This window comes from Allobosea sp. P4_C6, from assembly GCF_056402015.1.
In genome coordinates this window covers 1-22,500 of the sequence record NZ_JBFUIF010000044.1, presented here as the reverse complement: position 1 = coordinate 22,500, position 22,500 = coordinate 1, and the positions used below count along the sequence as shown (strand labels likewise).

The window sequence follows — 22,500 nt, the reverse complement described above, 5'->3', positions numbered from 1 at the left end:
CAGCTCCTCCAGGCGCCGGATCTGCGTGCTGACCGTCGACTGGCTGCGGAACAGCGCCGCCGCGGCGCGGGTGAAGCTGCGCAGCTCCGCGATGGTGACGAAGGACCGCAGAAGATCGACGTCGATATTGCGCAGCATGCTTGTCACCGCAAACCTCTCTTCCGGCTGTTCATTAAATGAGCGCCGCCGCTTTAGGAAACGCGGGTCATCCCGGACAAGCGGCGAAGCCGCGCCGATCCGGGAGCCATCGAGGGGCGCCTCGCTCTACGATGGATCCCGGATCTCCGCTTCGCTGCGTCCGGGATGACGGCGGAGGTTGATCTCCGCCATGCGTGGAGCCGATCATGGAAATCGAAGAATTCAATTTTGACGGAAGGCGCAGCGACGATAGTTTGCCGCGCAACGGGACATCAGGAGCCCGAGACCGGAGACGCATGAGATGCCCAGGCTGAGATCCGCCACGTCCACCCATGGCCGCAACATGGCCGGCGCCCGCGGCCTTTGGCGCGCCACAGGCATGAAGGACGGCGATTTCGGCAAGCCTATCATCGCGGTGGTGAACTCCTTCACCCAATTCGTGCCGGGCCACGTCCATCTCCAGGATCTCGGCCAGCTCGTCGCGCGCGAGATCGAGAAGGCCGGCGGCGTCGCCAAGGAGTTCAACACGATCGCGGTCGATGACGGCATCGCCATGGGCCATGACGGCATGCTCTACAGCCTCCCCTCGCGCGAACTGATCGCCGACAGCGTCGAATACATGGTCAACGCCCATTGCGCCGACGCGATGGTCTGTATCTCCAACTGCGACAAGATCACGCCCGGCATGCTGATGGCCTCGATGCGCCTGAACATCCCGACCGTCTTCGTCTCGGGCGGGCCGATGGAGGCCGGCAAGTTCATTGCCGAGGGCGTGCTGAAGAAGGTCGATCTCGTCGATGCGATGATCGCGGCAGCCGACGACAAATATACCGATGCCGAGGTCGACGTGATCGAGCGCTCGGCCTGCCCCACCTGCGGCTCCTGCTCGGGCATGTTCACCGCCAATTCGATGAACTGCCTGACCGAGGCGCTCGGCCTCGCGCTGCCCGGCAACGGCTCGACGCTCGCCACCCATGCCGACCGCAAGCGCCTCTTCGTCGAGGCCGGCCATCTGATCGTCGATATCGCCCGCCGTTATTACGACCAGGACGACGAGAGCGTGCTGCCGCGCAATGTCGGCTCGTTCAAGGCGTTCGAGAACGCGATGACGCTCGACATCGCCATGGGCGGCTCGACCAATACGGTGCTGCACCTGCTGGCGGCGGCGCATGAGGCCGAGATCGACTTCACCATGGCCGATATCGACCGGCTGTCTCGGCGCGTGCCCGTGCTGTGCAAGGTCGCTCCGGCCGTCGCCAACGTGCATATGGAAGACGTGCACCGGGCAGGCGGCATCATGGCGATCCTCGGCGAGCTCGACCGCGCCGGACTGATCGACACCTCGCTGCCGACCGTCCACAGCACGACGATGGCCGATGCGCTGGCGCGCTGGGACATCACGCAGACCCAGAGCGAGGCGGTTCGCTCCTTCTACAGCGCGGCGCCGGGCGGCGTGCCGACGCAGACCGCCTTCAGCCAGGACCGGCGCTTCGAGGAGCTCGACACCGACCGCGAGGCCGGCGTGATCCGCAATCTCGAGCACGCCTATTCCAGGGATGGCGGGCTCGCCGTGCTCTTCGGCAACATCGCGCTCGACGGCTGCATCGTGAAGACGGCAGGCGTCGATGCCTCCATCCTGAAATTCTCGGGCCCGGCCGTGATCTTCGAAAGCCAGGATGCGGCGGTCGAGGGCATTCTCAACCGCAAGGTCAACCCCGGCGATATCGTGCTGATCCGCTACGAGGGACCGCGCGGCGGGCCGGGCATGCAGGAAATGCTCTATCCGACGAGCTATCTGAAGTCGAAGGGGCTCGGAAAGGCCTGCGCGCTGATCACCGACGGGCGTTTCTCAGGCGGCTCGTCCGGCCTCTCCATCGGCCATGTCTCGCCGGAAGCGGCGGAAGGCGGCGCGATCGGCCTCGTCGAGAGCGGCGACATCATCGCGATCGACATCCCCAGCCGCAGCATCTCGCTTGAAGTTTCCGACGAGGAGCTGGCGCGTCGCCGCGCCGCGATGGAAGCCAAGGGCAAGGATGCCTGGAAGCCTGCCGCGCCGCGCAAGCGCAAGGTCTCGACCGCGCTCAAGGCCTACGCCGCGACGACGACGAGCGCCGCCAGGGGCGCGGTGCGCATGATCGATTGAGGGTTCCAAGGTCGATCGGCCGGCACAAGCGGCCGATCGACCGTTCATAGAGATCGAATTTCCAAGTCAGCGCCTCGCCGGAGCCAATTCTGCTTTTTGGCATCGCGAGGCGCCCGCGCCGTCAGAATGGCATTGCCCGGGACACACCCTCCCGCCTATTGATCTGCCGAAGATTTGAGCAAATCCGGCTGTCCGCGATGAATACCCAGGCAATCGAACCCCAAGCGACAAAGCGCTGGCGCATGCGGCTGTTTGCACCGATCCTCGCTGGTGCGACCTGGCGCGACCGGCTCGTCGCCTGCTTGGGCGCATTGATCGGCGTCGGCGCGACCGGGCTGATCTGCAGCCTCCTTCTCGGCAACGATCCTCACCTGCCTCTGCTCGTCGCGCCCATGGGCGCCTCGGCCCTGCTCCTCTTCGCCATTCCATCAAGCCCGCTCGCGCAGCCCTGGTCGATCATCGGCGGCAACACCGTCTCGGCGCTCGTCGGTTTGCTGGTCGGCCGCTATATCCCCGAGCCGGCCGTCGCCGCTGGCGTCGCCGTCGCGCTGGCGATCGCGGGCATGTCGCTGCTGCGCTGCCTGCACCCGCCGGGCGGAGCCGCAGCGCTGACGGCCGCGCTGGGCGGGCCGATCGTCGGCGCTTATGGTCTCGGCTTCGCCTTCGTTCCGGTCGGGCTGAATGCGGTCGTACTCACCCTGCTCGGCATCCTGTTCCATCGCTTTTCGAGCCACAGCTACCCGCACCGGTCTCCGGTCGCGGTCAATCCGCATGGCACCAGGGACCTTCCACCGGGTAATCGCGTCGGTTTCAACGAGGCGGACATCGACGCCGCCCTCGATGATCTCGGCGAGACCTTCGACATCGATCGCGAGGATCTCGACCGGCTGCTCCGGCGCGTCGAGATGCATGCGCTTTCCCGGTTCCGCGGCCTGCCGCGCTGCTCCGACATCATGTCCCGCGACATCGTCCGCATCGACCAACACGGAGAGATCGAGACGGCTCGGGCGCTGCTGCTCGAACATGGCATCCGCACGCTGCCGGTCGTCGACCGCGACAATCGCCTGCTCGGCACGGTCGGGTTGCGGGAGCTGACACGAGCGGGCCTGCGCGTCGGCGACGTGATGGCAGCCGCTTATACGGCGCGGCCGGATGCTCCATCCGTGGACCTGATAGCGCCGCTGACGGATGGCCGCCGCCATGCGGTCGTCATCGTCGACGAGGCGGAGCAGCTCCTCGGCCTCGTGACCCAGAGCGATCTCCTCGCAATGCTGCTCAAGCCGCTGCGGCAGGACGCTGCCTGATCAGACAAGCGGTACCGCAAAAAACAGGTCCCCCTTTTCCCCGTCCTGTTCTAGCCTCACGCCAGGATCGGTACGGAGAAACCCGAATGCGGGCCGCAATGGTCGCCCTGACCTGCCTTTTGTCATTCCCGGCTGGCGCTGCCGGCCCGTTCGGCAAGATCGTCGTCGGCAACTGGTCGGGCGGCACCTTCACCAACGACCAGACGGGCGCCTTCTCGCATTGCGCCGTCAGCGCCCACTACAAGAGCGGCGTGACGATGCTGACCTCGGTGACGTCGCAGTTCTCCTGGCTGCTCGGCTTCTCGAAGCCGGAATGGAAGCTCAGGACCGGCGAGACGCTCAGCCTCCGGCTCGTCTTCGACCGCAGCTCGACCATCGATGTCACAGCCAACATCAAGTCTCCGACGCTGGTCACCATCGCGATGCCGGCTCAGTCCGCCCTGATCAACGCCTTCCGGCAGGGGCGCTATCTCGAGCTGGTCGCGAACGATGCCCGTTTCACCTTCGCGCTGACCTCGACCGGCGAGATGCTGCCGGCGCTGGTCGAATGCGTGAAGCAGAGCGCCAATGTGCGCGGACCGACGGCGCCCGGCGCGCCCAATCAGGCACAGCCACGCGAGGCGACCGAGGCGGAACGCACGGCACGGGCCGAGAAGAAGGCGCTGCTGGAGAAGACCCGCGACCTGATCCGCAGCAAGATGCTGGCCTGCATCGGGCGTGAAGGCGCGCCGATGCTTCTGACCGACGAGAAGGCGGAGGTCGTCGCCAAGGCGGCCATGCTGTTCTGCAAGAGCGATGTCGACGCGCTGACAAACGCCACGATCGAGCTGATCGAGACAGAGGAAGGCCGCCCCGCCAATCGCGGCGCTATCCGCGATGCCGCCGAGAGACGCGTTCAGGAGGTGGTGACGGCGCATGTCATCCGCACGCGCGGGGAGATGATCGGCAAGGGGCAGCAGCGGCCCGACAATCCGCCACCGGCGCGGCCGTCCGACCCCGCCTCGCGCCCGTCGCAGATGCTCTGAAACGAAAAACGCCGCGCCTCGCGGCGCAGCGTTTTATGAACGATGGGGGCCTGTCAGGTTTTGGAGGAACCGCGGGTCATCCCGGCCGGAGCAAAGCGGAGAGCCGGGGATGACGCCTTGTTCTGCAAAATCAGCAAGCTCTCGAACGCGCCTCAGCTCTTGAGCTTGGTGTTGCACTGGCTCCAGTAGCCGCCGCCCTTCTCGATCCATTTGAGCTCGCCATTGGCGTTGGCCGCCTTGTTGGCGTTGTACTGGTCGACACAGGTCTTGAGGCGCGCCTTGCCGGCCGTCTCGCTCGAATATTTCTGCGAAACCGCTTTCGGGAAGACAGCGGCCTTCGCCTTGCCGGCCGGCATCGCGGCGGGCTTGGCGGCTGGAGCGGCAGCCGCCGCGGAAGCGGCAGGCTTCGCCGGCTCGGCCGGCATGGCAGCCGCAGCCTCGTCATCGGCGGCATCGTCGTCGCCGCACTGGGCCTTGCGGAAATCGTTCCACTTCTGGCCCTTGAGCGTATTGGCCTTCTTGGCGTCCTGATACTTGACGCCGCACTCCTTCATCGTCAGCGCCGAGGCGGGAGTCACAGCGAAAGAGGCCAGGGCGAAGGCCGAGGCGGATGCGAGAATGAATGTCCTGAACATGACGTTCTCCATGGCAAAGCGTGCTGCCGCCGGATGGCATGCCACTCCGATTTGCGCCCCGAAGCAAGTCCTTTCCGGCGCGCGGATAACCCCTCCGCGGGCAAGATGTTCCTTTTCGGGCAGGCCCTTGCTGGCGCGCTCGAATGAAGTCTGGCCGCCTTCCCGCGCGCCCCTTGCCGGAGCCCCGCGTTTCCCTGCTATATGACGGCCCGCCGAACGATCCGGAGACGATATGGCACGGCCGTCAGACGGCGCGAAGGACCGCGAACTCATCCGTATTCTCACCGAGAATGCGCGGCTGCCGCTGTCGGACATCGCCAAGTCGCTCGGCGTCTCGCGGGCAACGGTGCAAGGGCGCCTCGCCCGGCTCGAACGCGACGGGGTGATCGCCGGCTACACCACGATCCTCGGCAAGGCGAGCCGCCCGGTCACGACGATCTCCGCCCTCATCCTGATCGAGCTGGAGGTCCGGCAGCAAGGCAGCGTGGTCGCGGCGCTGAAGAAGCGGCCGGAAATCGTGCAGTGCCACACGCTGAGCGGCCATTTCGATCTCTCGGTCAAGATCGAGTGCGAGACAGCGAGCGACCTCGACACGATGATCGACTGGATCGCCGAGATGGAAGGCGTCAGGCGGACGACCTCCTCCGTGATTCTGGCGCGGAAATTCGAGCGCTGACCACCTCCGCGCCGATGTCTCTGGCAAGCGCCGTTCGTTTCGCATCGATTTGGGCCATATCCCTGCGGATCGCACGCAAATAGGTGCACGCGTCGGCGATCCGTCCGTTAAAGCGAGCGTCACATGAAGCGATGATCGGCTGGAGAGGGAGGTGGACTGCCTGCCCGACCCGTCAGGAGATCGCGACATGACCATCCAGAAGCGCATTGCCGTGCTCGGCGCCGGCCAGATCGGCGTCATCATCGCCGGCATGCTGTCCGAGCAGGGCCATGAGGTTACGCTGGCCGATGCCGCGCAGTCGCAGCTCAAGCACGCTGCCGGCGCCCGCTTCGCCACCGCCACCGTCGACGCTTCCGATCTCGACGCGCTGCGGGCGTTCCTCAAGGATCGCGACATCGTCGTCAGCGCCTGCCCCTATTTCCTCAACAAGGGCATCGCCAAGGTCGCGGCCGAGACCAAAACCCATTATTTCGACCTGACCGAGGACGTCGCCACCACCTCCTACATCAAGGATCTCGGCGAGACCGCCGATGTCGCGCTGGTGCCGCAATGCGGGCTGGCTCCGGGCTTCATCTGCATCCTCGGGGCCGACATGGCGGCGCGCTTCGAGAACGTCCGCACCATCAAGATGCGCGTCGGCGCCCTGCCGCTCTACCCGACCAATGCGCTGCGCTACAACGTGACCTGGTCGGTCGACGGGCTGATCAACGAATACTGCAACCCCTGCGAGATCGTCTTCGACGGACAGCCAACGCTGGTTCCCGCGCTCGAAGGCATCGAGAGCGTGATGATCGACGGCGTCGCCTACGAGGCCTTCAACACCTCGGGCGGATTGGGCACGCTCACCGAGACGCTGGCCGGCAAGGTCCGCAACATGAGCTACAAGACACTGCGCTATCCCGGCCATGCCGAGATCATGAAGCTGCTGCTGCGCGACCTCGAACTCGCCGATGACCGCGAGACGCTGCGCCGCATCCTCAGCCACTCCGCGCCGTTTACCCGCAAGGACGTCGTCGTGATCTTCGTGACCGGCGTCGGCGAGCGCCGCGGCCGCCTCGAGGAGGAGAGCGTCGTGCTGCGCTATGACGGCAATGACGAGCTCGGCGCGATCCAGCTCACCACCGCCGCCGGCTGCGTCGCCATGGTCGAGCTGTTCCTCGCCGGCAAGCTGCCGGCCAAGGGCTTCGTGCGTCAGGAGGATGCGGTCCTTGCCGATTTCCTGGCGACCAAGGCCGGCTCGCGCCTGCTGCGGGAAGCCCGCGGCGTCGATGCGGCGGGCCTGGCACCGACCGTCGCGATCAAGAGCGCCGCCTGACAGCCGGCTCTCTTCCTTGAGAGCATGTTGATCTTACGTAGAAACGCGCCGTCATCCCGGGCTTGACCCGGGATCCAGCGTAGGATGCCGTGCCCTCCGATGGATTCCGGATCGGCGCCGCTTCGCGGCTTGTCCGGAATGACGCGTGTTCCCGTAAAAACGAAACAAGCTCCAACAGTCAGGCTCTGCCGGTCAGAGCCTGACGCCCAGGCCGCGCAATTCGCTGCGCAGGTCGATGGGTTCGACGAAGTGCACGGCCTGCATGCCGACATCGCGGGCCGCCACGATATTCTTCTCGCTGTCGTCGACGAAGATACAGTCGCCGGCGTTCAGGCCGTAGCGGCCGAACAGCACCTCGTAGATCGCGGGATCGGGCTTGAGGAGCTGCTCATGCGCCGAGACGACGACGCCGTCGAAGCTCTGCAGGAACGGGAAGCGGATCAGGCATTCCGCCCATTTCTCACGCGAGAAATTGGTGATGGCGTAGACGCTGTCACCCCGCGCCTTCAGCTCCTCCAGCACCGCGACACTGCCGGCGATCGCCTCGGGGATGCTGTCATGCCAGCGCTCGTCATACGCCTTGATCTCGCGCTCCCATTCCGGATGCTCAGCGACCAGCGAGGCCACCGCCTCCTCCCAGGAGCGGCCGCGGTCCTGCTCTATGTTCCAGGCCATGGTACAGACGTTCTGCATGAACCAGTCGAGCCGCTCGGGATCAGGGATCAGCGCGCGGTAGATCAGCCGCGCATCCCAGCGCAGCAGGACATTGCCGACATCGAAGACGACGGTGGGATTGCTGGAAGCCATCGTGAAATCCGCTCGAAAAAGGGGCGGCAGGACAACCCATTCACGCGCTTGTGTCCAGATGTGCAGGACAGGGACCGACCCCATCGTTTATGCGGAGACATGAGCTCTCGCACAGGAAAAACGCCCGCAAAGGCGTGGCTGCCATGGACCGACCGCCAGGGCCRCTTCTCGGGCCTGCGGGCAGCGACTTTCGCGCTGCTGTTCGTGCCGGCGCTGATGCTGCTCTACGCGGCCTGGATGCATCAGCTGGGATCGAAGCCCTGGACGCAGGCGATCCACCAGACCGGGACCTGGACGGTCCGGCTGCTCGTCATCACGCTCGCCGTCTCGCCCTTCCGGCGGCTGTTCGACTGGGGCAAGCTGATCGGCATCCGCCGCATGCTCGGTCTCGGCGTGATGGCCTACGCACTCGGGCATCTGACGCTCTACTGCATCGACATGGCCTTCGACTGGGGCTTGATCGTCTCGGAGATCGTCAAGCGCTTCTACCTGACCATCGGCTTCGTCGCGCTGCTCGGCCTGTGCGCGCTCGGCGCAACCTCGACCGACGGCATGATCCGCCGGCTCGGCAAGAACTGGCAGCGCCTGCACAACCTGATCTATCCGATCGCGATGCTGGCCCTGCTGCATTTCGCGCTGCAATCCAAGATCGACGTGACCGAACCTGTCCTGATGAGTGGCCTCTTCGTCCTGCTCATGCTCTATCGTGGCCTTTACCGCTGGAAGCTGCCCATCTCGGCCCCGATGCTGGCGGGAACGGCAATCCTTGCCGGCCTCATCACCGCCTGCCTGGAGGCTGCGTGGTATGCGCTGACTTCCGGCGTCTCGGCCTGGCTCGTCTTCCAGGCCAATGCCGATATCCTGATCTACCAGGATTATGTCTCGATCCGGCCCGCGCACTGGGTCGTGCTGGCCGGGCTTCTGGTCGTGGTCGGCCAGGCCCTGCGCGCACGCAAGCCCCGCCCGCCCAGGCAGGCGCGCCAGCCGGCTGCGGCGTGAGAAAAACTTTCCATGTTTCGACATCTTCCAGATGGAAAGGGTTTCCCCCTCTCGCCCTCATGTTTTAACCCTATGGGATGCCTGACGATCCTCACGCCCAGCCCACGGCCGATGTCGTAGAAGCCGAGCTCGCCTCGGAGGGCATCGGGCCTACGGATAACCGGGTGTCGCCCTTCGTCCCGCTGCAGCAACCGATCTTCCGCGCCGTCTGGTTCGCGAGCCTCGCCTCGAATTTCGGCGGTCTGATCCAGGCTGTCGGCGCCTCCTGGATGATGGCCTCGATCTCGCCCTCGGCCGAGATGGTGGCGCTGGTGCAATCCTCGACCACCTTGCCGGTGATGCTGTTCTCGCTGGCGGCCGGCGCGATCTCAGACAATTACGACCGCCGCAAGATCCTGCTGACCGCCCAGGTCTTCATGCTGCTGGTCTCCATCGCGCTGGCGATCGTCGCCTGGTTCGGTCTGATCTCACCCTGGCTGCTGCTGACCTTCACCTTCCTGATCGGTTGCGGCACGGCGCTCAACAACCCGGCCTGGCAATCCTCGGTCGGGGACATGGTGCCACGCCGCGACGTGCCGGCGGCGGTGACGCTCAACAGCGTCGCCTTCAACATCGCCCGCAGCGTCGGGCCGGCGATCGGCGGCGCCATCGTCGCGGCAGCCGGCGCGGTGGCCGCCTTCGCCATCAATGCCGTGAGCTATATCCCGTTGCTCGTCGTGCTCGCGCGATGGGAGCCACCCAAGGTCGAGCGCCTGCTGCCGCGCGAAACGCTGCTCATCGCGATGGGTGCCGGCGTGCGCTATGTCGCGATGTCGCCCAACATCCGCGCCGTCATCCTGCGCGCCTTCGTTTACGGTTTCGGCGCCATCGTCGGGCTGGCGCTGCTGCCGCTGATCGCGCGCGATCTCGTGCGCGGCGGCCCCCTGACCTATGGCGTGCTGCTCGGCGCCTTCGGTGCCGGCGCGGTCGGCGGGGCCTTCATGAGCGCCCGGCTCAGGCGCGCGATGAGCACGGAAACCCTGGTTCGCTCCACCTTCGCCGCCTATGCCATCGGCGTCATCGTCATCGCGCTGAGCAAGACCATCTGGCTGGCGATGATGGGCCTGTGCGTCTGCGGCGCCTGCTGGGTGCTGGCACTCTCGACCTTCAACGCCACGGTGCAGCTCTCCGCCCCGCGCTGGGTCGTCGGGCGGGCGCTCGCGACCTACCAGATGGCGGCGTTCGGCGGCATGGCGATGGGGAGCTGGGCCTGGGGCCGCTCGGCGCAGCATTTCGGCGTGGAAAAGGCCCTGCTGATCTCGGCGGTCACGCTGCTCTTCGGGGCGGCGCTCGGGCTGCGCTACCGGCTGCCGCCGCTGGAGGCCCTCAACCTCGACCCGCTCAGCCGCTGGCGCGAGCCGAAGGTCGCGGTCGATATCGAACCGCGCTCCGGACCGGTGATCGTCACCGTCGAGTATATCATCAAGCCGGAGGACATCGTCGCCTTCCTGAACGTGATGGCGGAACGGCGCCGCATCCGGCGCCGCGACGGCGCCCGGCACTGGGCGCTGCTGCGCGACCTGACCGATTCGACGCTCTGGTTCGAGCGTTACGACAGCCCGACCTGGGTCGAGTATGTCCGGCAGAACCAGCGCGTCACCCAGGCCGATGCCGAGATCGGCGAGCGGGTCCGCGCGCTGCACAGCGGCCCGAACCCGCCGGTGGTCCATCGCATGATCGAGCGGCAGACGACCTCGCTGCCGCAATCGCCGGCCAGATCTCCGACGCTCGCCGACTCGCTCGCCGACTCCTCGCGGCCGGCCTGACCCTCAAAGGCTCAGCCGACGATCCAGAGGCCGGCGAGCCCGAGCATCCCGACGATGATCCGCCACCAGGCGAAGGGCGCGAAGCCGCGCTTCGAGACGAAGTCGAGGAAGCTGCGCACCACGATCAGCGCCGAGAAGAAGGCCGCGACGAAGCCGACGACGATAAGGATACCGTCGTCGAAGGTCAGGAACTTGTAGCTCTTCAGCAGGTCGTAGGCGAAGGCGCCCGCCATGGTCGGCATGGCGAGGAAGAAGGAGAACTCGGCGGCTGCGCGCTTGCTGGCACCGAGCAGCATGGCGCCGACGATGGTCGAGCCCGAGCGCGAGACGCCGGGGACCATGGCGAGGCACTGGATCAGCCCGATCTTGAAGTACATCGGCAGCGGGAAAGCGGTGGCGTCGGTGTGCTTCTCCTGCAGCTCGAGTTCGTCGACGACGAGCAGGATAAGGCCGCCGGCGATCAGCGTGCAGCAGACGATGAAGGGGTTGAACAGCACGGTCTTGATGAAGCCGTGCAGGATGGCGCCGATGACCGCCGCCGGCAGGAAGGCGATCAGCACGCCGATGACGAAGCGCCGCGCCGAGGGATCGCTCGGCAGCCTGAGCGCGATGTCGAGCAGGCGGCGGAAATAGACCAGCAGGATCGCCAGGATCGCGCCGAGCTGGACCAGGACCTCGAAGGTCTTGCCGTTCGATTCGAAGCCGAGGAAGTGGCCGAGCAGGAGCAGGTGGCCCGTCGACGAGACCGGCAGGAACTCGGTCAGGCCCTCGACGATGCCGAGGACGAAAGCTTCGATCAGGTTCTGCATGGAGGAAGGCCCTCGTGCGACTTCGGAAGGCGCCGAGCGGGCGCGTAGAGACGTTCGACCGGCTTACGCCCAGCTCTTTGCAAATTGGTTACCACTTCGCGAAGCAGCCTATGCAAATTGCGGGCTTCCGCATCGCGGCGGGTTGTGGCGCTTTTCGGGCATGATTATAGCAGGCCCCTTGTCGTCTATCGGGCCTCTGCAAGCCCGGCGGCCCTGCTTCCGTCGCATTTTGCCTGCTTCACAGTCTTCATGAGTGCCATGGCGACCCTGTATCATTACCCGCTATGCCCGCATTCGCGTTTCATCCGTCTCGTTCTCGGTGAGTTCGGCATGGAGGCCGAGCTGGTCGAGGAACGCGTCTGGGAGCGCCGACGGGAATTCATCGAGCTCAATACGGCGGGCACCACGCCCGTCTTCCAGGAGCAGAACGGGCTGGCCGTGCCCGGCGCCGGGCCGATCTCGGAATATCTCGACGAGACTCGCGGGCTGGCGCTCGGCGACCGGCGCCTGCTGCCGGAGGGGCCGGGCGAGCGTGTCGAGGTGCGCCGCCTGCTCGACTGGTTCAACGTCAAGTTCCACGAGGAGATCACCGCCCCGCTCGTGCTGGAGAAGGTGATGAAGCGGTTCATGAGCCGCGACGAGGGCGGCGGTCCGCCGGAAATGAGCGCGATCCGCGCAGCGCGCGCGAATGTGCGCTATCATCTGCGCTATATCTCCTGGCTGGTAGCCAAGAGGAACTGGCTTGCGGGTGAGCAGCTGAGCTATGCCGATCTCGCGGCGGCGGCGCATCTGTCCTGCGTCGACTATCTCGGCGACGTGCCCTGGGAAGAGGATGAGGCGGCTCGCGCATGGTATGCGAGGATCAAGTCGAGACCGAGCTTCCGGTCGTTGCTGAGCGACCGGGTGCCGGGCATGGCTCCGAGCGCCCATTACGACAATCTGGACTTCTGAGCGGCGAAAAGCTCAAGCGCGCCGTCGCCCGGCGGGCTCGCGACGAAGGCTTCGCCCTGATGCGCGTGGCCGCCGCCGATGCGATCCCGCAGGCGCCGGAGCGCCTCGAAGCCTGGCTCGCGAATGGCTACCAGGGCGATATGGGCTGGATGGAAGATCGCCGCGACCAGCGCGCCGATCCGCGCCAGCTCTGGAGCGAAGTCCGCTCAGTCGTCATGCTCGGCATGAACTATGCCGGCGAGGGCGACCCGCTCGCCATGCTCGCCCATCCCGACAAGGCGGCGATCTCGCTTTATGCGCGCCGCCGCGACTATCACGACGTGATCAAGGGCAAGCTGAAGAGCGTCGCGGGTCTGCTGGCCGCGCGCGGCGGCGCCGACGTCAAGGTCTTCGTCGACACGGCCCCGGTCATGGAGAAGCCGCTGGCGCAGGCGGCCGGGCTCGGCTGGCAGGGCAAGCACACGGTGCTGGTCTCGCGCGAGCACGGATCCTGGCTGCTGCTCGGCGCGATCTACACCACGGCGGAGCTGCCGGCGGACGCGGCAGAGCACGACCATTGCGGCTCCTGCCGGCGCTGCCTCGACATCTGCCCGACCGATGCCTTCCCGGCGCCCTACCAGCTCGATGCGCGCCGCTGCATCGCCTATCTCACCATCGAACATCCCGGCCATATCGACGCGGATCTACGCGCCGGCATCGGCAACCGCGTCTTCGGCTGCGACGACTGCCTCGCCGTCTGTCCCTGGAACAAGTTCGCGCAGGCGGCGCAGGAGACGCGACTCGCCCTGAAGGAAGAGCTCGACGGGCTCGAGCTTGCGGCGCTCGCCCGCCTGGACGATGCGAGCTTCCGCACGCTCTTCGCGGGGACCCCGGTGAAGCGCACCGGCCGCGACCGCTTCCTGCGCAATGTCCTCATCGCGATCGGCAATAGCGGGCGGGCTGATCTGATCGACAGCGCCCTGCCCCATCTCGCCGAGCCCTCCCCGCTCGTCCGGGCCATGGCCGTATGGGCGCTGGGCCGGCTCGACCCGGAACGCGCCCGCCAGCACGCTGCCGCCGCGTTGCGCGACGAGAGCGATCCGCAGGTGCGCGCCGAATGGCACGCGCTCACGCCTGAAACGGAAGACGCCGCATGAACATCCTGATCCTCGGCCTCGGCTATTCCGCCGGCTTCTTCGCGCGCGCCGCGCTGGTGCGGGGATGGGAAGTGACCGGCACCGTCCGCTCGGCCGAGAAAGCGGCGGAGCTCAGCCGCGAGGGCATCCGAACGCTGGTCTTCGGCGGCTTCGCCGTGTCGTCGGCGCTGGGCAAAGCGGTGGCTGAGGCCGATGCGGTGCTGGTGTCCGTCCAGCCGGCCGAGGATGGCGACCCGGCGCTCGGGTCCTTGCGCGCCGCGCTCGCTGCAGCCCCGAACCTGCGCTGGATCGGCTATCTCTCCACGATCGGCGTCTATGGCGACCAGGGCGGCGCCTGGATTGACGAGACCATGCCGCCGGCCCCGACCAACGCCCGCACCCGCCAGCGCATTGCGATCGAGGAGGCCTGGCTGGCGCTCGGGCGCGAGAGCGGCAAGCCGGTTCAGATCTTCCGCCTCTCCGGCATCTACGGGCCCGGCCGCAACGCCATCGCCAAGCTGCGCGAGGGCAAGGCGACGCGGCTGATCAAGCCCGGCCAGGTCTTCAACCGCATCCACGTCGACGACATCGCGGGGGTACTGATGGCCTCGCTGGCGCAGCCGCGGGACGGCGCTGTGTACAACGTCACCGATGACGAGCCGGGGCCGCCGCAGGATGTCATCACCTTCGCTGCGGAACTCGCCGGGCTGGCGCCGCCGCCCGAAATCCCGTTCGAGCAGGCCGCACTCTCACCAATGGCGGCGAGCTTCTACGGCGAGAGCAAGCGCGTCTCGAACGCATTGGTGAAGCGGGAACTAGGCTACGACTTCCGCTACCCGACCTATCGCGAGGCGCTTCGCGCCATGGCCGCAGCCGGCGAATGAGGCCGCTCAGGCAGCGTGACGCGAAGTCTCGCCGCCATAGTACTCGGCATAGCGCTTGTCGATCGCGGAAACCGGCAGCACGACGAGCACGTCGGTGGTCCCGAACTGGCGGTCGATGACCGCGCCGGTGCCGAAACGCGCGCCAATCCGGAGATAGCCCTTGATCAGCGGCGGAAGCTGCTTGAGCGCGAGCTTGGCGTCGATCATCTCCGGTGACAGGCGGTCCATGCCGACATAGTGCTCGGCGCGCGCGATCGCAGCCCAGTCGCCTTCCGAGCGGGCCTGATGGTGCAGGAAGCTCAGCGGCAACGCCAGCGCCTCCGGGTCGGTGCCATCGAAGGAGGCGCAGCCGAACATCGCGTCGATGCGATGATGCTGGAGATAGGCCCAGATACCGGACCAGAGCAGCTCCACCGTCCGCTTGGTACGGTAGGGCTTCAGCACGCAGGAGCGGCCGAGTTCGAGGAAACGCTGGCCCGGATGGCGCGCCAGCATCGGCGCGAGATCGAACTCGCCCTGGGTGTAGAATCCGCCAAGCCGCTCGGCCGCGCTCTGGCGCATCAGCCTGTAGGTGCCGACGACCTTGGGCTTGATGCCGCCGAAGCGACCGCGCGCGGCGTGGTCGATGACGAGGAGATGGTCGCAGGCCTTGTCGAAACGATCGGCGTCGCGGCGGAACATGCGCGAGACGACATCGGGCTTAGCCGACATCTCCTGATAGAAGACACGGTAGCGCAGGCGCTGCGCCCGCCAGATCTCGCGGGGGCCGCGCGCCAGGCGCACTTCGAGCGAGCCGAGCCGGCCGAGCGTACCCGAAAGCGGCGGCGCCTCGCCCGGCTCTCCGCCGAAGCGGCGCCTCTTTCCGCCGGTGATCAGCATCAGCGGAGCGAATCGCGAGAACCGATTGCCGGCTGACAACCGTGAAGGCAGCGCGTTCTTGCTCTCAGAAACGTGCAGTGCCATCGCGCATCTCGTCCCTCAGCCGCGTTCGGCCTTGAGGTAGGCTTGCTCCGAGCATCTTACAACTTCGCGACAAAACTGCGTCGAAGCGATGACGGATATCAAGCCGAGAGGCTGCCGGCCAAGGGCTGGGACAGTCTTTCCAGCCAGCGCAGCAGGGCAGCGCGCTCCAGAGGCTTGGCGAGGCAATCGTCCATGCCCGCGGCCAAGGTGGCCTCCCGGTCGGCATCCGCGACATTGGCGGTCACCGCAACGAGCGGCAACGCGCCGGTGCGGCCAAGCCGGCGTTCGAGCGCTCGAATCGCGCGGGCGCAATCGAGCCCGGTCATGACCGGCATGCGCACGTCGAGCAGGGCGAGAGCGAGGGCCGGAGCCGTCCCGGCGAAGCTCGCCTCGACGCGCTGCAGCGCCTCGCGCCCGTCGCGAGCCCAGAAAGCGGTGCAGCCGAAGCGCTCGAGCGTCCTGACCACGAGCAGCGCGTTGATCTCATTGTCCTCGGCAACGAGCACGGTGAGCCCGGCTCCGGGCAGCCGACTCGCGGCTGGGTGAGCGCTCGCGGCCTCGGCCCGCGCCGGCAAAGCGTGCGGAAAGCCGGCTCCAAGCCGTTCATAGAGCGAGCGAGCGCGCACGGGCTTGATCAGGAAGCCCGAGAAACCTGCCGCCTGCGGCGCCCCGAACTGCCGCCGTTCGAGGGGCGACAGCAGAATCAGGCAATCGCGAATTCCCGCTGCCTGAACGGCCGCCGCGAGATCCTTCGCTGGCGCATCTCCGAGCGCATGGTCGATCAGCACGGCCGTCGGCGGCGTCTCGCCGATCAGCTTCACGCGCGCGGCCTCGACCGTGGCGGCAACAGACACCATGGCTCCGGTCGCCCGGATCGTTTCTGCGAGAAAGCGCACTGCAAAGGGAGCGGGCGAGACCAGCAGGACATGCTGGCGCGGCCAGTGCGGGATGACGGGGCGCGCGGCGCCCGAAGCGACCATCAGCGGAAGCGTGATGCGGAAGGTCGCCCCCTCACCCAGCCGGCTTTCGGCCCTGACCTCGCCTCCCATCAGGCCGACGAGGCGCCTGACGATGGCAAGGCCGAGGCCGGTTCCGGACTGCCTTATGCCGGAACCATGCTCCAGCTGCTCGAACTCGCCGAAGATGGCGTCGAGCCGGTCGGCGGGAATGCCGGGTCCGGTATCGGCGACGACGATCTCGATGCCCTCGCCCGCCTGTCGAAGGCTGAGGCCGACACCGCCGGCTTCCGTGAACTTCACCGCATTGCCGACCAGGTTCAGCAGAATCTGGCGCAGGCGGTCGCGGTCGCCGACGAGGCGCGTCGGCAGGTCCGGCGCGATATGGGCTGCGAGCTCGATGCCCTTCGCCTGCGCCCGCGGGGCCATCAGCTCCGCCACCGTCTCGACCAGCTGGACGACTTCGAAGGGCTCCTCGACCAACTCGAGCTTGCCGGCCTCGACCTTGGCGAAATCGAGGATATCGTCGACCAGAGCGAGCAAGGCCTCGCCGGACGTCCGCAGCGCCTCGATATAAGTCGCCTGCTCGGCATCGGGGCCGGTATCCGAGAGGAGATCGGCCATGCCGAGAATGCCGTTGAGCGGCGTGCGGAACTCATGGCTGACGGTGGCGAGGAAGCGCGATTTCGCCTCGCTCGCCGCCTCTGCCCGGGCGTGCGCATCGACGATCGCGTCCTCGCTTGCGATCCGGGCCGAGATGTCGCGGCCTACACGCTGGATCAGCGTGCGACCGTCGCCTCCCGGAACCACCGTCTCGACCCAGGAAATCCAGCGTTCGCCCTCATAGGTCGCGAGGCATTCGTCGAAGCTGCGCGCGCCGCCGTCGAGCAGTTGCACCGGCCGGTTGGCGAGCTGCGGCAGCTGCATTTTGCTGCCGACGAGATCGGTCTCGCTCGCCCCGAACAGCGCCGCATAGGCGCGGTTGGCATAGACGATGCGGGCGCCATCGCGCCTGACGATGAGGTCGCCCTGGGCCTCGATCAGGCTGCGGTAGCGCTCCTCGCTATCGGCGAGGCTCCAGAGCCGGTCGTTGAGGTCCTCGGTATCGCGAACCAAACTCGCGACCTGCCGGCGCAGCCGCCCGCGCTGCAGCAAAAGTCGCGCGACCAGCGCGCATAAAGCGAGCGCCGCGCCTCCGAGGATGAGCCATGACCAGAGCGAAGAAGCCATGCCCTTCGATCTAGCGGCCTTCCCTTGAAAAATGCGCCCGGGAACGGCTTAGATTCGCTTGTCCGCCTTAGGCGTCGATTAACCCAACCGATCAAGCCGCCTGAACGAGTTGCTCCCCACGCGAGCGATAGGACAGCGCCTCCGCCAGATGCAGGCGCCCGACCTTGGCCTCGCCATCGAGATCGGCGAGCGTGCGGGCGACCTTGAGGACACGGTGATAGGCCCGCGCCGTCAGGCGCATCGCCTCGGCCGCGTCGCGCAGCAAGGCGAGGCCGGCATTGTCGGGCCGCACGATCTCCTCCAACACGGGAACGGGGCAGGCCGCGTTGGTGGTGACATGACCAAGGCCGCGCTGCGCAAGGCCCAGCGCCTCGAAGCGCGCGACCTGGAGCCGGCGCGCCGCCGCGACCCTTGCCGCCACCGTGGCCGAATCCTCCCCGGTCGCAGGCAGGATGAGATCGGCGGCCGTGACGGCGGGGAGGTCGATCGCGAGGTCGATCCGGTCGAGCAGCGGGCCGGACAGCCTGGCCTGATACTGTGCCATGCAGCGCTCGTTCGGCTGGCGCCGGCAGGCGAAGCCGGGCTCCGTCGCCTTGCCGCAGCGGCACGGATTCATCGCCGCCACCAGCTGGAAGCGCGCTGGATAGGAGGCGCGATGGTTGGCGCGGGAGATCAGGACATCGCCGGTTTCCATCGGCTGGCGCAGCGCGTCCAGAACCTGCGGCTGGAACTCCGGCAGTTCGTCGAGGAAAAGCACGCCATGATGGGCCAGCGACACCTCTCCGGGTCTGGCATGCAGACCGCCGCCGACGAGCGCCGCCATGGAGGCCGAATGGTGCGGCGCGCGAAAGGGGCGACGATCGGTGAGCGCTCCCTCGGCGAGATGGCCGGCAACCGAGAGCACCATCGAGACCTCGAGCAGCTCGCGCGGCGAAAGCGGCGGCAGGATCGAGGGTAGCCGGCTCGCCAGCATCGATTTACCGGCGCCGGGAGGACCGTTCATCACGAGGTTATGTCCGCCCGCCGCCGCGATCTCCAGCGCGCGGCGAGCACTCTCCTGTCCCTTGATATCGGCGAGATCGGGCAGGAGGCCGCCCTGGCGGGCGACGGCAGGTTCCGGCCGCGCCATCACCTGCGTGCCCTTGAAATGGTTGGCGAGCTGGATCAACGAGCGCGGCGCGAGGATGTCGATATCGGCGGCCGCCCAGGCCGCTTCCGGGCCGGAGGCGAAGGGGCAGATCAACCCCTGCCCCCTGGAATAGGCCGCGATCGCCGCAGGCAGGACGCCCGCCACCGGCGTGATCGAGCCATCGAGCGCGAGTTCCCCCAGCACGGTATAGCCGGCGAGCGCGTCGGGCGGGATGGCGCCGATCGCCGCCATCACGGCGAGCGCGATCGGCAGATCGTAATGGCTGCCTTCCTTGGGCAGGTCGGCCGGCGCCAGATTGACGGTGATGCGCTTGGCCGGCAGGGCAAGGCCGGAGGCGATGAGCGCGGCGCGAACCCGCTCGCGGCTTTCGGCCACCGCCTTGTCGGGTAGCCCGACCAGGATGAAGGCGACACCGCCGGGCGAGACCTGCACCTGAACATCGACGGCGCGCGCCTCGATGCCCTCAAACGCCACCGTCGCGACCCGCGTCACCATTTCGGCCCAGCCCCATTCCCCATGGGAACGCTAGCCGAGCTTCAACGGCAACGCAAGAACATACCAAGAACCAGAAGAGGGCTGCCTTTGCCTCCCCTTGGTCAGGCCTCGACGCCGACCCCGATCTGGCAGGCGACGCCCGTGCCGCCCAGCCCGCAATAGCCGGCCGGGTTCTTGGCGAGATATTGCTGGTGATAGTCTTCGGCGAAGTAGAACGTCGGCGCCTCGCGGATTTCGGTCGTGATCGGGCCGTAGCCGCCCGCCTTGAGCGATGCCTGGTAGGCATCGCGCGACTGCTCGGCAGCGGCCTTCTGCTCGTCGCCATAGGTGTAGATCGCGGAGCGGTACTGGGTGCCGATATCGCCACCCTGGCGCATGCCCTGGGTCGGATCGTGATTCTCCCAGAATATCTTCAGGAGATCCTCGTAGGAGATTTTTTCCGGGTCGTAGACGACCAGAACGACCTCGGTATGGCCGGTCAGGCCGCTACAGGCCTCCTCATAGGTCGGATTCGGCGTGGAACCGCCGGCATAGCCCACGGCCGTGACCCAGATGCCCTCGCCGCTCTGCCAGAACTTGCGCTCGGCACCCCAGAAGCAGCCGAGCCCGAAGACCGCCTTGCGGGTGCCCTCCGGATAGGGGCCCGCCAGCGCGCGTCCATTGACGAAATGGGTTTCCGCGGTGGGGATGGCCGTAGGCCGGCCGGGCAGCGCCTCGGCAGCGGTGGGAATCTCGGTCTTCTTGCGCAAAGAGAACATGGGTTGCTCCGTCCATTCGAGCCTCGGCGCCTATGTAAGCCTCCCGCAGCCATTCGCACAGGGGCTTGCACGAACCGAAGCCTTCACCGACGCGTGACGATGCCGATCTGTGGCTCCGGCTGCCGCCCCAGCCACAGCAGCGCAAATCCGAGGAGAAGCGCCGCCAACGCGGTCGGCGCCCGCATCACGGAGAGCAGAATCGGATCCCAGAGCAAGGGGTGGATGTTGCGCTCGATGGCCGGCTGGATCAGCGCATAGCGCTCGTGGATGACCGCGGTCAGCGTCTCGCTGACGGCCGTGAACCGCAGGGCGGAGTTCGCGATCGAACGGGCCCCGTCGATCACCAGCACGACAAAGCCGGCAGCGATGCAGAGATACCCCACCAGCCGTAGAAGAAACCGCACCGTCCACTCCTCGTCGCACTTCAACACTCGCGCCAGCATGAACTCAACCGACCACCRCACCCTGCGTCCAGATGTGCCCATCCCGGCCCGGCAGCGCAACCGAGCGCCGACGATTTACCGGGATTGTGCAAAACGCAGCATCTCGGGCCTTGAAAGATGATGACGCCGCGGTCATAAGCAGCGCGCCGGACAGGTGGCCGAGTGGTTGAAGGCGCACGCCTGGAAAGTGTGTATACGGGAAACCGTATCGCGGGTTCGAATCCCGCCCTGTCCGCCATAAAATATCTATAAGTCACTGAATTAATTAGATTTATTCATCTCGTCGTTCGACTACCCTAATATTTGCCCTAACGAATGGCGGCGGTATCGCTCGTCGCATCATGCAGCGAGTTGCCTCCCGTTGCAGCAGTTGGACCATTCGGCTGACCGCCTTCTGCCACGCCCCTGATCTCGGCCTTATGCGCTTCTAGTTCCATGATCGCCCCTTCTGCAGATGTCCGGGCTGTCGACCCAGACTGGGCGCTAGCGCGGACAGGGGGAATAACGCTGGGACGTATCGTCAAGCTTTTCACGTTTTGTTCTGGGTCGTCAGCCCCTCGGCCCGCACCAAACCGCTAGCCGGTCGGCTTTAGCCGCCGGTCCCGGTCGGTATGGCAGGGCAAATCCTTCCTTGAGCAGCACCTGCCCGACATCGACGCCGCCGGCATAGACCCGCGCGAGAACGCGGTTGTAACGATCCCGGCCGTGCGGGAAGAAGCTGACAGGGCCGCTGTCGAGCAGTTCCAGGAGCCGCCGCTTGGCGGCGAGGCCAAGGATCAACTCGCGCTCGCAACGCGGCCGGAAGGTTTCCGGCGTGTCGATGTCGAGCAGACGGATGCGGGTACCGTCGATCTGGACGGTGTCACCGTCGATCAGCAGGGTGGTGGCCCTGGCCGGGCCGGCCAGTAGCGCAAGCGCGAGAGCAGTTGACAGAAACTTCATCGCCGTGAACCGCCTTGTAGCGGGTTGTCGCCTGTTTCCATGATCGGCGACTTTCTCCATCCGACCCTGGCTGGCCCGGGCGCTGCTCCCAACGCATCTACTTCCTGAGCGAGCTTCGCCATCTCGATTGCCAGCTGGATCATCGGTCCGGTGACTAGCTGGCCATCGAGGAGTAACGGATAATTCAGCACATAGGTCTCAGCCTTCGGCTTACGCTCGCGATAGACCTGAATGCCATTGCCGGAAGCGTTGATGCCGATCAGATCTTCCAGGCTGCCACTGTTGGTCCGCAGCGAGCCGAGAAAGGCGAGGCGCTTCGTCGTCACGATCAGTGTGCCGTGATCGATCTGACGCAGTTCGTCGATGCTCTGGCTCGCACTGACGCCGGCGCTTTCACCGGAACTAAATCGGTGTGACAGCCCGGCACCGAAACGGATGGTCGGGCCGCTGGAAGCACTGCGACCGAACTGGCTCGAGCGTCGCATTGCGCGAGGCTCCAACAGGTCGACACCGGGCAGAACGCACAGCACACGTTCATCACAATCGAAGCCAGCCGGGACCCAGCCGCAGATCATCTCTGGTGGCACGCCGCGTAAGCGATGTTCGGAAATCCAATTATCGGCCTCATGGGAATGGCGCTGATAGGCAGCGAGTTCAGCGGCCGCGGCCGCGTCGGCCGCCGCATTGGTCCTTGCACGCAGGAGACTGCGAATTGCAAATCCACCGATCACTACGGCGGCGGCAACTGCATATGCAGGGTCCATCTTGAGCCTCCTTGGTTTCGGAGCTTGTCAAAACCCGCAGCCCATGCCGCTCATTCTGACCGCGCGGTGATGACCGCGGGGTTTCAGTAGCTTTGGCGCCTCTCCGGGTCTTGTTAAACTCGGCCAACTACTTGCTCTCGGCGGAAATCGCACGACGCGTCGAGATGATCGAGATGTTACCAGTGTCGAACAC

21 protein-coding genes and 1 tRNA gene (1 of these 22 only partly in view) are annotated in these 22,500 nt (G+C 66.5%); 11 read left to right on the top strand and 11 right to left on the bottom strand.

Annotated features, from left to right (window positions below):
- Positions 1-138 carry the beginning of a LysR substrate-binding domain-containing protein gene (locus AC1DVA_RS22410; protein WP_476807327.1) on the bottom strand. The gene continues 753 nt to the left of window position 1, outside the view, so only the first 138 of its 891 coding nucleotides appear in the window; it begins with the start codon at positions 136-138; the stop codon falls past the left edge of the window.
- Between the two features lie 301 nt (positions 139-439).
- On the opposite strand from AC1DVA_RS22410, the gene ilvD reads away from it, so the two are divergent.
- The 3 genes from ilvD (at position 440) to AC1DVA_RS22395 (ending at position 4,610) form a co-directional block, all read left to right on the top strand.
- Positions 440-2,281, top strand: coding sequence for a dihydroxy-acid dehydratase (ilvD, locus tag AC1DVA_RS22405; RefSeq protein WP_265051814.1), 1,842 nt, complete (start codon positions 440-442; stop codon positions 2,279-2,281).
- Between the two features lie 242 nt (positions 2,282-2,523).
- Entirely contained in the window at positions 2,524-3,585 is a 1,062-nt protein-coding gene (locus AC1DVA_RS22400; RefSeq protein WP_476807326.1) for an HPP family protein, read from the top strand.
- A gap of 86 nt (positions 3,586-3,671) precedes the next feature.
- A complete protein-coding gene (locus AC1DVA_RS22395; RefSeq protein ID WP_265051812.1) occupies positions 3,672-4,610 on the top strand; it encodes a hypothetical protein in 939 nt (312 codons plus the stop codon).
- Positions 4,611-4,762: 152 nt separating this feature from the next.
- Here the strand turns inward: AC1DVA_RS22395 and AC1DVA_RS22390 are convergent, their stop codons facing one another.
- Positions 4,763-5,245 carry a hypothetical protein gene (locus tag AC1DVA_RS22390; RefSeq protein WP_265051811.1) on the bottom strand — a complete coding sequence of 161 codons (483 nt, stop codon included), beginning with the start codon at positions 5,243-5,245 and terminating at the stop codon, positions 4,763-4,765.
- 232 nt (positions 5,246-5,477) lie between these two features.
- Between AC1DVA_RS22390 and AC1DVA_RS22385 the strand changes: the two genes are divergently transcribed.
- Positions 5,478-5,921 carry an Lrp/AsnC family transcriptional regulator gene (locus tag AC1DVA_RS22385; protein WP_476807325.1) on the top strand — a complete coding sequence of 148 codons (444 nt, stop codon included), beginning with the start codon at positions 5,478-5,480 and terminating at the stop codon, positions 5,919-5,921.
- Between the two features lie 187 nt (positions 5,922-6,108).
- A complete protein-coding gene (locus AC1DVA_RS22380) occupies positions 6,109-7,236 on the top strand; it encodes a saccharopine dehydrogenase family protein (protein ID WP_476807324.1) in 1,128 nt (375 codons plus the stop codon).
- A gap of 192 nt (positions 7,237-7,428) precedes the next feature.
- Here the strand turns inward: AC1DVA_RS22380 and AC1DVA_RS22375 are convergent, their stop codons facing one another.
- Complete coding sequence (locus AC1DVA_RS22375; protein ID WP_476807323.1) at positions 7,429-8,043, bottom strand: HAD family hydrolase; 615 nt, start codon at positions 8,041-8,043, stop codon at positions 7,429-7,431.
- 99 nt (positions 8,044-8,142) lie between these two features.
- Between AC1DVA_RS22375 and AC1DVA_RS22370 the strand changes: the two genes are divergently transcribed.
- Both AC1DVA_RS22370 and AC1DVA_RS22365 read left to right on the top strand, forming a co-directional pair.
- Positions 8,143-9,042 (top strand): protein-methionine-sulfoxide reductase heme-binding subunit MsrQ, encoded by a 900-nt coding sequence (locus AC1DVA_RS22370; RefSeq protein ID WP_476807322.1) that lies wholly within the window; start codon positions 8,143-8,145, stop codon positions 9,040-9,042.
- A gap of 164 nt (positions 9,043-9,206) precedes the next feature.
- Positions 9,207-10,847 (top strand): MFS transporter, encoded by a 1,641-nt coding sequence (locus AC1DVA_RS22365; RefSeq protein ID WP_265051806.1) that lies wholly within the window; start codon positions 9,207-9,209, stop codon positions 10,845-10,847.
- Positions 10,848-10,858: 11 nt separating this feature from the next.
- Here the strand turns inward: AC1DVA_RS22365 and AC1DVA_RS22360 are convergent, their stop codons facing one another.
- The gene (locus AC1DVA_RS22360) at positions 10,859-11,656 is read right to left on the bottom strand and encodes an undecaprenyl-diphosphate phosphatase (protein ID WP_265051805.1); all 798 of its coding nucleotides are present in this window, start codon (positions 11,654-11,656) and stop codon (positions 10,859-10,861) included.
- Between the two features lie 258 nt (positions 11,657-11,914).
- Between AC1DVA_RS22360 and AC1DVA_RS22355 the strand changes: the two genes are divergently transcribed.
- Genes AC1DVA_RS22355 through AC1DVA_RS22345 form a run of 3 tightly spaced genes read left to right on the top strand, consistent with a single transcriptional unit; the run spans position 11,915 to position 14,606 of the window.
- Positions 11,915-12,607 (top strand): glutathione S-transferase family protein, encoded by a 693-nt coding sequence (locus AC1DVA_RS22355; protein ID WP_265051804.1) that lies wholly within the window; start codon positions 11,915-11,917, stop codon positions 12,605-12,607.
- The gene (gene queG / locus AC1DVA_RS22350; protein WP_476807321.1) at positions 12,505-13,743 is read left to right on the top strand and encodes a tRNA epoxyqueuosine(34) reductase QueG; all 1,239 of its coding nucleotides are present in this window, start codon (positions 12,505-12,507) and stop codon (positions 13,741-13,743) included. Before AC1DVA_RS22355 ends, queG begins: the two co-directional genes overlap by 103 nt.
- Positions 13,740-14,606, top strand: a complete 867-nt coding sequence (locus tag AC1DVA_RS22345; protein ID WP_476807320.1) for an SDR family oxidoreductase — start codon at positions 13,740-13,742, stop codon at positions 14,604-14,606. The genes queG and AC1DVA_RS22345 overlap by 4 nt, the downstream gene beginning before the upstream one ends.
- A 6-nt stretch (positions 14,607-14,612) precedes the next feature.
- Here AC1DVA_RS22345 and olsB read toward each other — a convergent pair whose 3' ends face one another.
- The 5 genes from olsB to AC1DVA_RS22320 form a co-directional block, all read right to left on the bottom strand.
- Positions 14,613-15,485 carry a l-ornithine N(alpha)-acyltransferase gene (gene olsB / locus AC1DVA_RS22340; RefSeq protein ID WP_476807328.1) on the bottom strand — a complete coding sequence of 291 codons (873 nt, stop codon included), beginning with the start codon at positions 15,483-15,485 and terminating at the stop codon, positions 14,613-14,615.
- Positions 15,486-15,667: 182 nt separating this feature from the next.
- Positions 15,668-17,755 carry a hybrid sensor histidine kinase/response regulator gene (locus AC1DVA_RS22335; RefSeq protein ID WP_476807319.1) on the bottom strand — a complete coding sequence of 696 codons (2,088 nt, stop codon included), beginning with the start codon at positions 17,753-17,755 and terminating at the stop codon, positions 15,668-15,670.
- Between the two features lie 91 nt (positions 17,756-17,846).
- Positions 17,847-19,400 (bottom strand): YifB family Mg chelatase-like AAA ATPase, encoded by a 1,554-nt coding sequence (locus tag AC1DVA_RS22330; protein WP_476807318.1) that lies wholly within the window; start codon positions 19,398-19,400, stop codon positions 17,847-17,849.
- A 101-nt stretch (positions 19,401-19,501) separates the two neighbouring features.
- Positions 19,502-20,158, bottom strand: a complete 657-nt coding sequence (gene msrA / locus AC1DVA_RS22325) for a peptide-methionine (S)-S-oxide reductase MsrA (RefSeq protein ID WP_265051799.1) — start codon at positions 20,156-20,158, stop codon at positions 19,502-19,504.
- Between the two features lie 83 nt (positions 20,159-20,241).
- Positions 20,242-20,562, bottom strand: a complete 321-nt coding sequence (locus AC1DVA_RS22320) for a hypothetical protein (protein ID WP_265051798.1) — start codon at positions 20,560-20,562, stop codon at positions 20,242-20,244.
- A gap of 187 nt (positions 20,563-20,749) precedes the next feature.
- Between AC1DVA_RS22320 and AC1DVA_RS22315 the strand changes: the two genes are divergently transcribed.
- Positions 20,750-20,839: transfer RNA gene (locus tag AC1DVA_RS22315), tRNA-Ser, on the top strand.
- 311 nt (positions 20,840-21,150) lie between these two features.
- Here the strand turns inward: AC1DVA_RS22315 and AC1DVA_RS22310 are convergent.
- The gene (locus tag AC1DVA_RS22310) at positions 21,151-21,543 is read right to left on the bottom strand and encodes a thermonuclease family protein (protein WP_476807317.1); all 393 of its coding nucleotides are present in this window, start codon (positions 21,541-21,543) and stop codon (positions 21,151-21,153) included.
- Complete coding sequence (locus AC1DVA_RS22305) at positions 21,540-22,307, bottom strand: hypothetical protein (protein WP_476807316.1); 768 nt, start codon at positions 22,305-22,307, stop codon at positions 21,540-21,542. The genes AC1DVA_RS22310 and AC1DVA_RS22305 overlap by 4 nt, the downstream gene beginning before the upstream one ends.
- Positions 22,308-22,500: the final 193 nt, after the last annotated feature.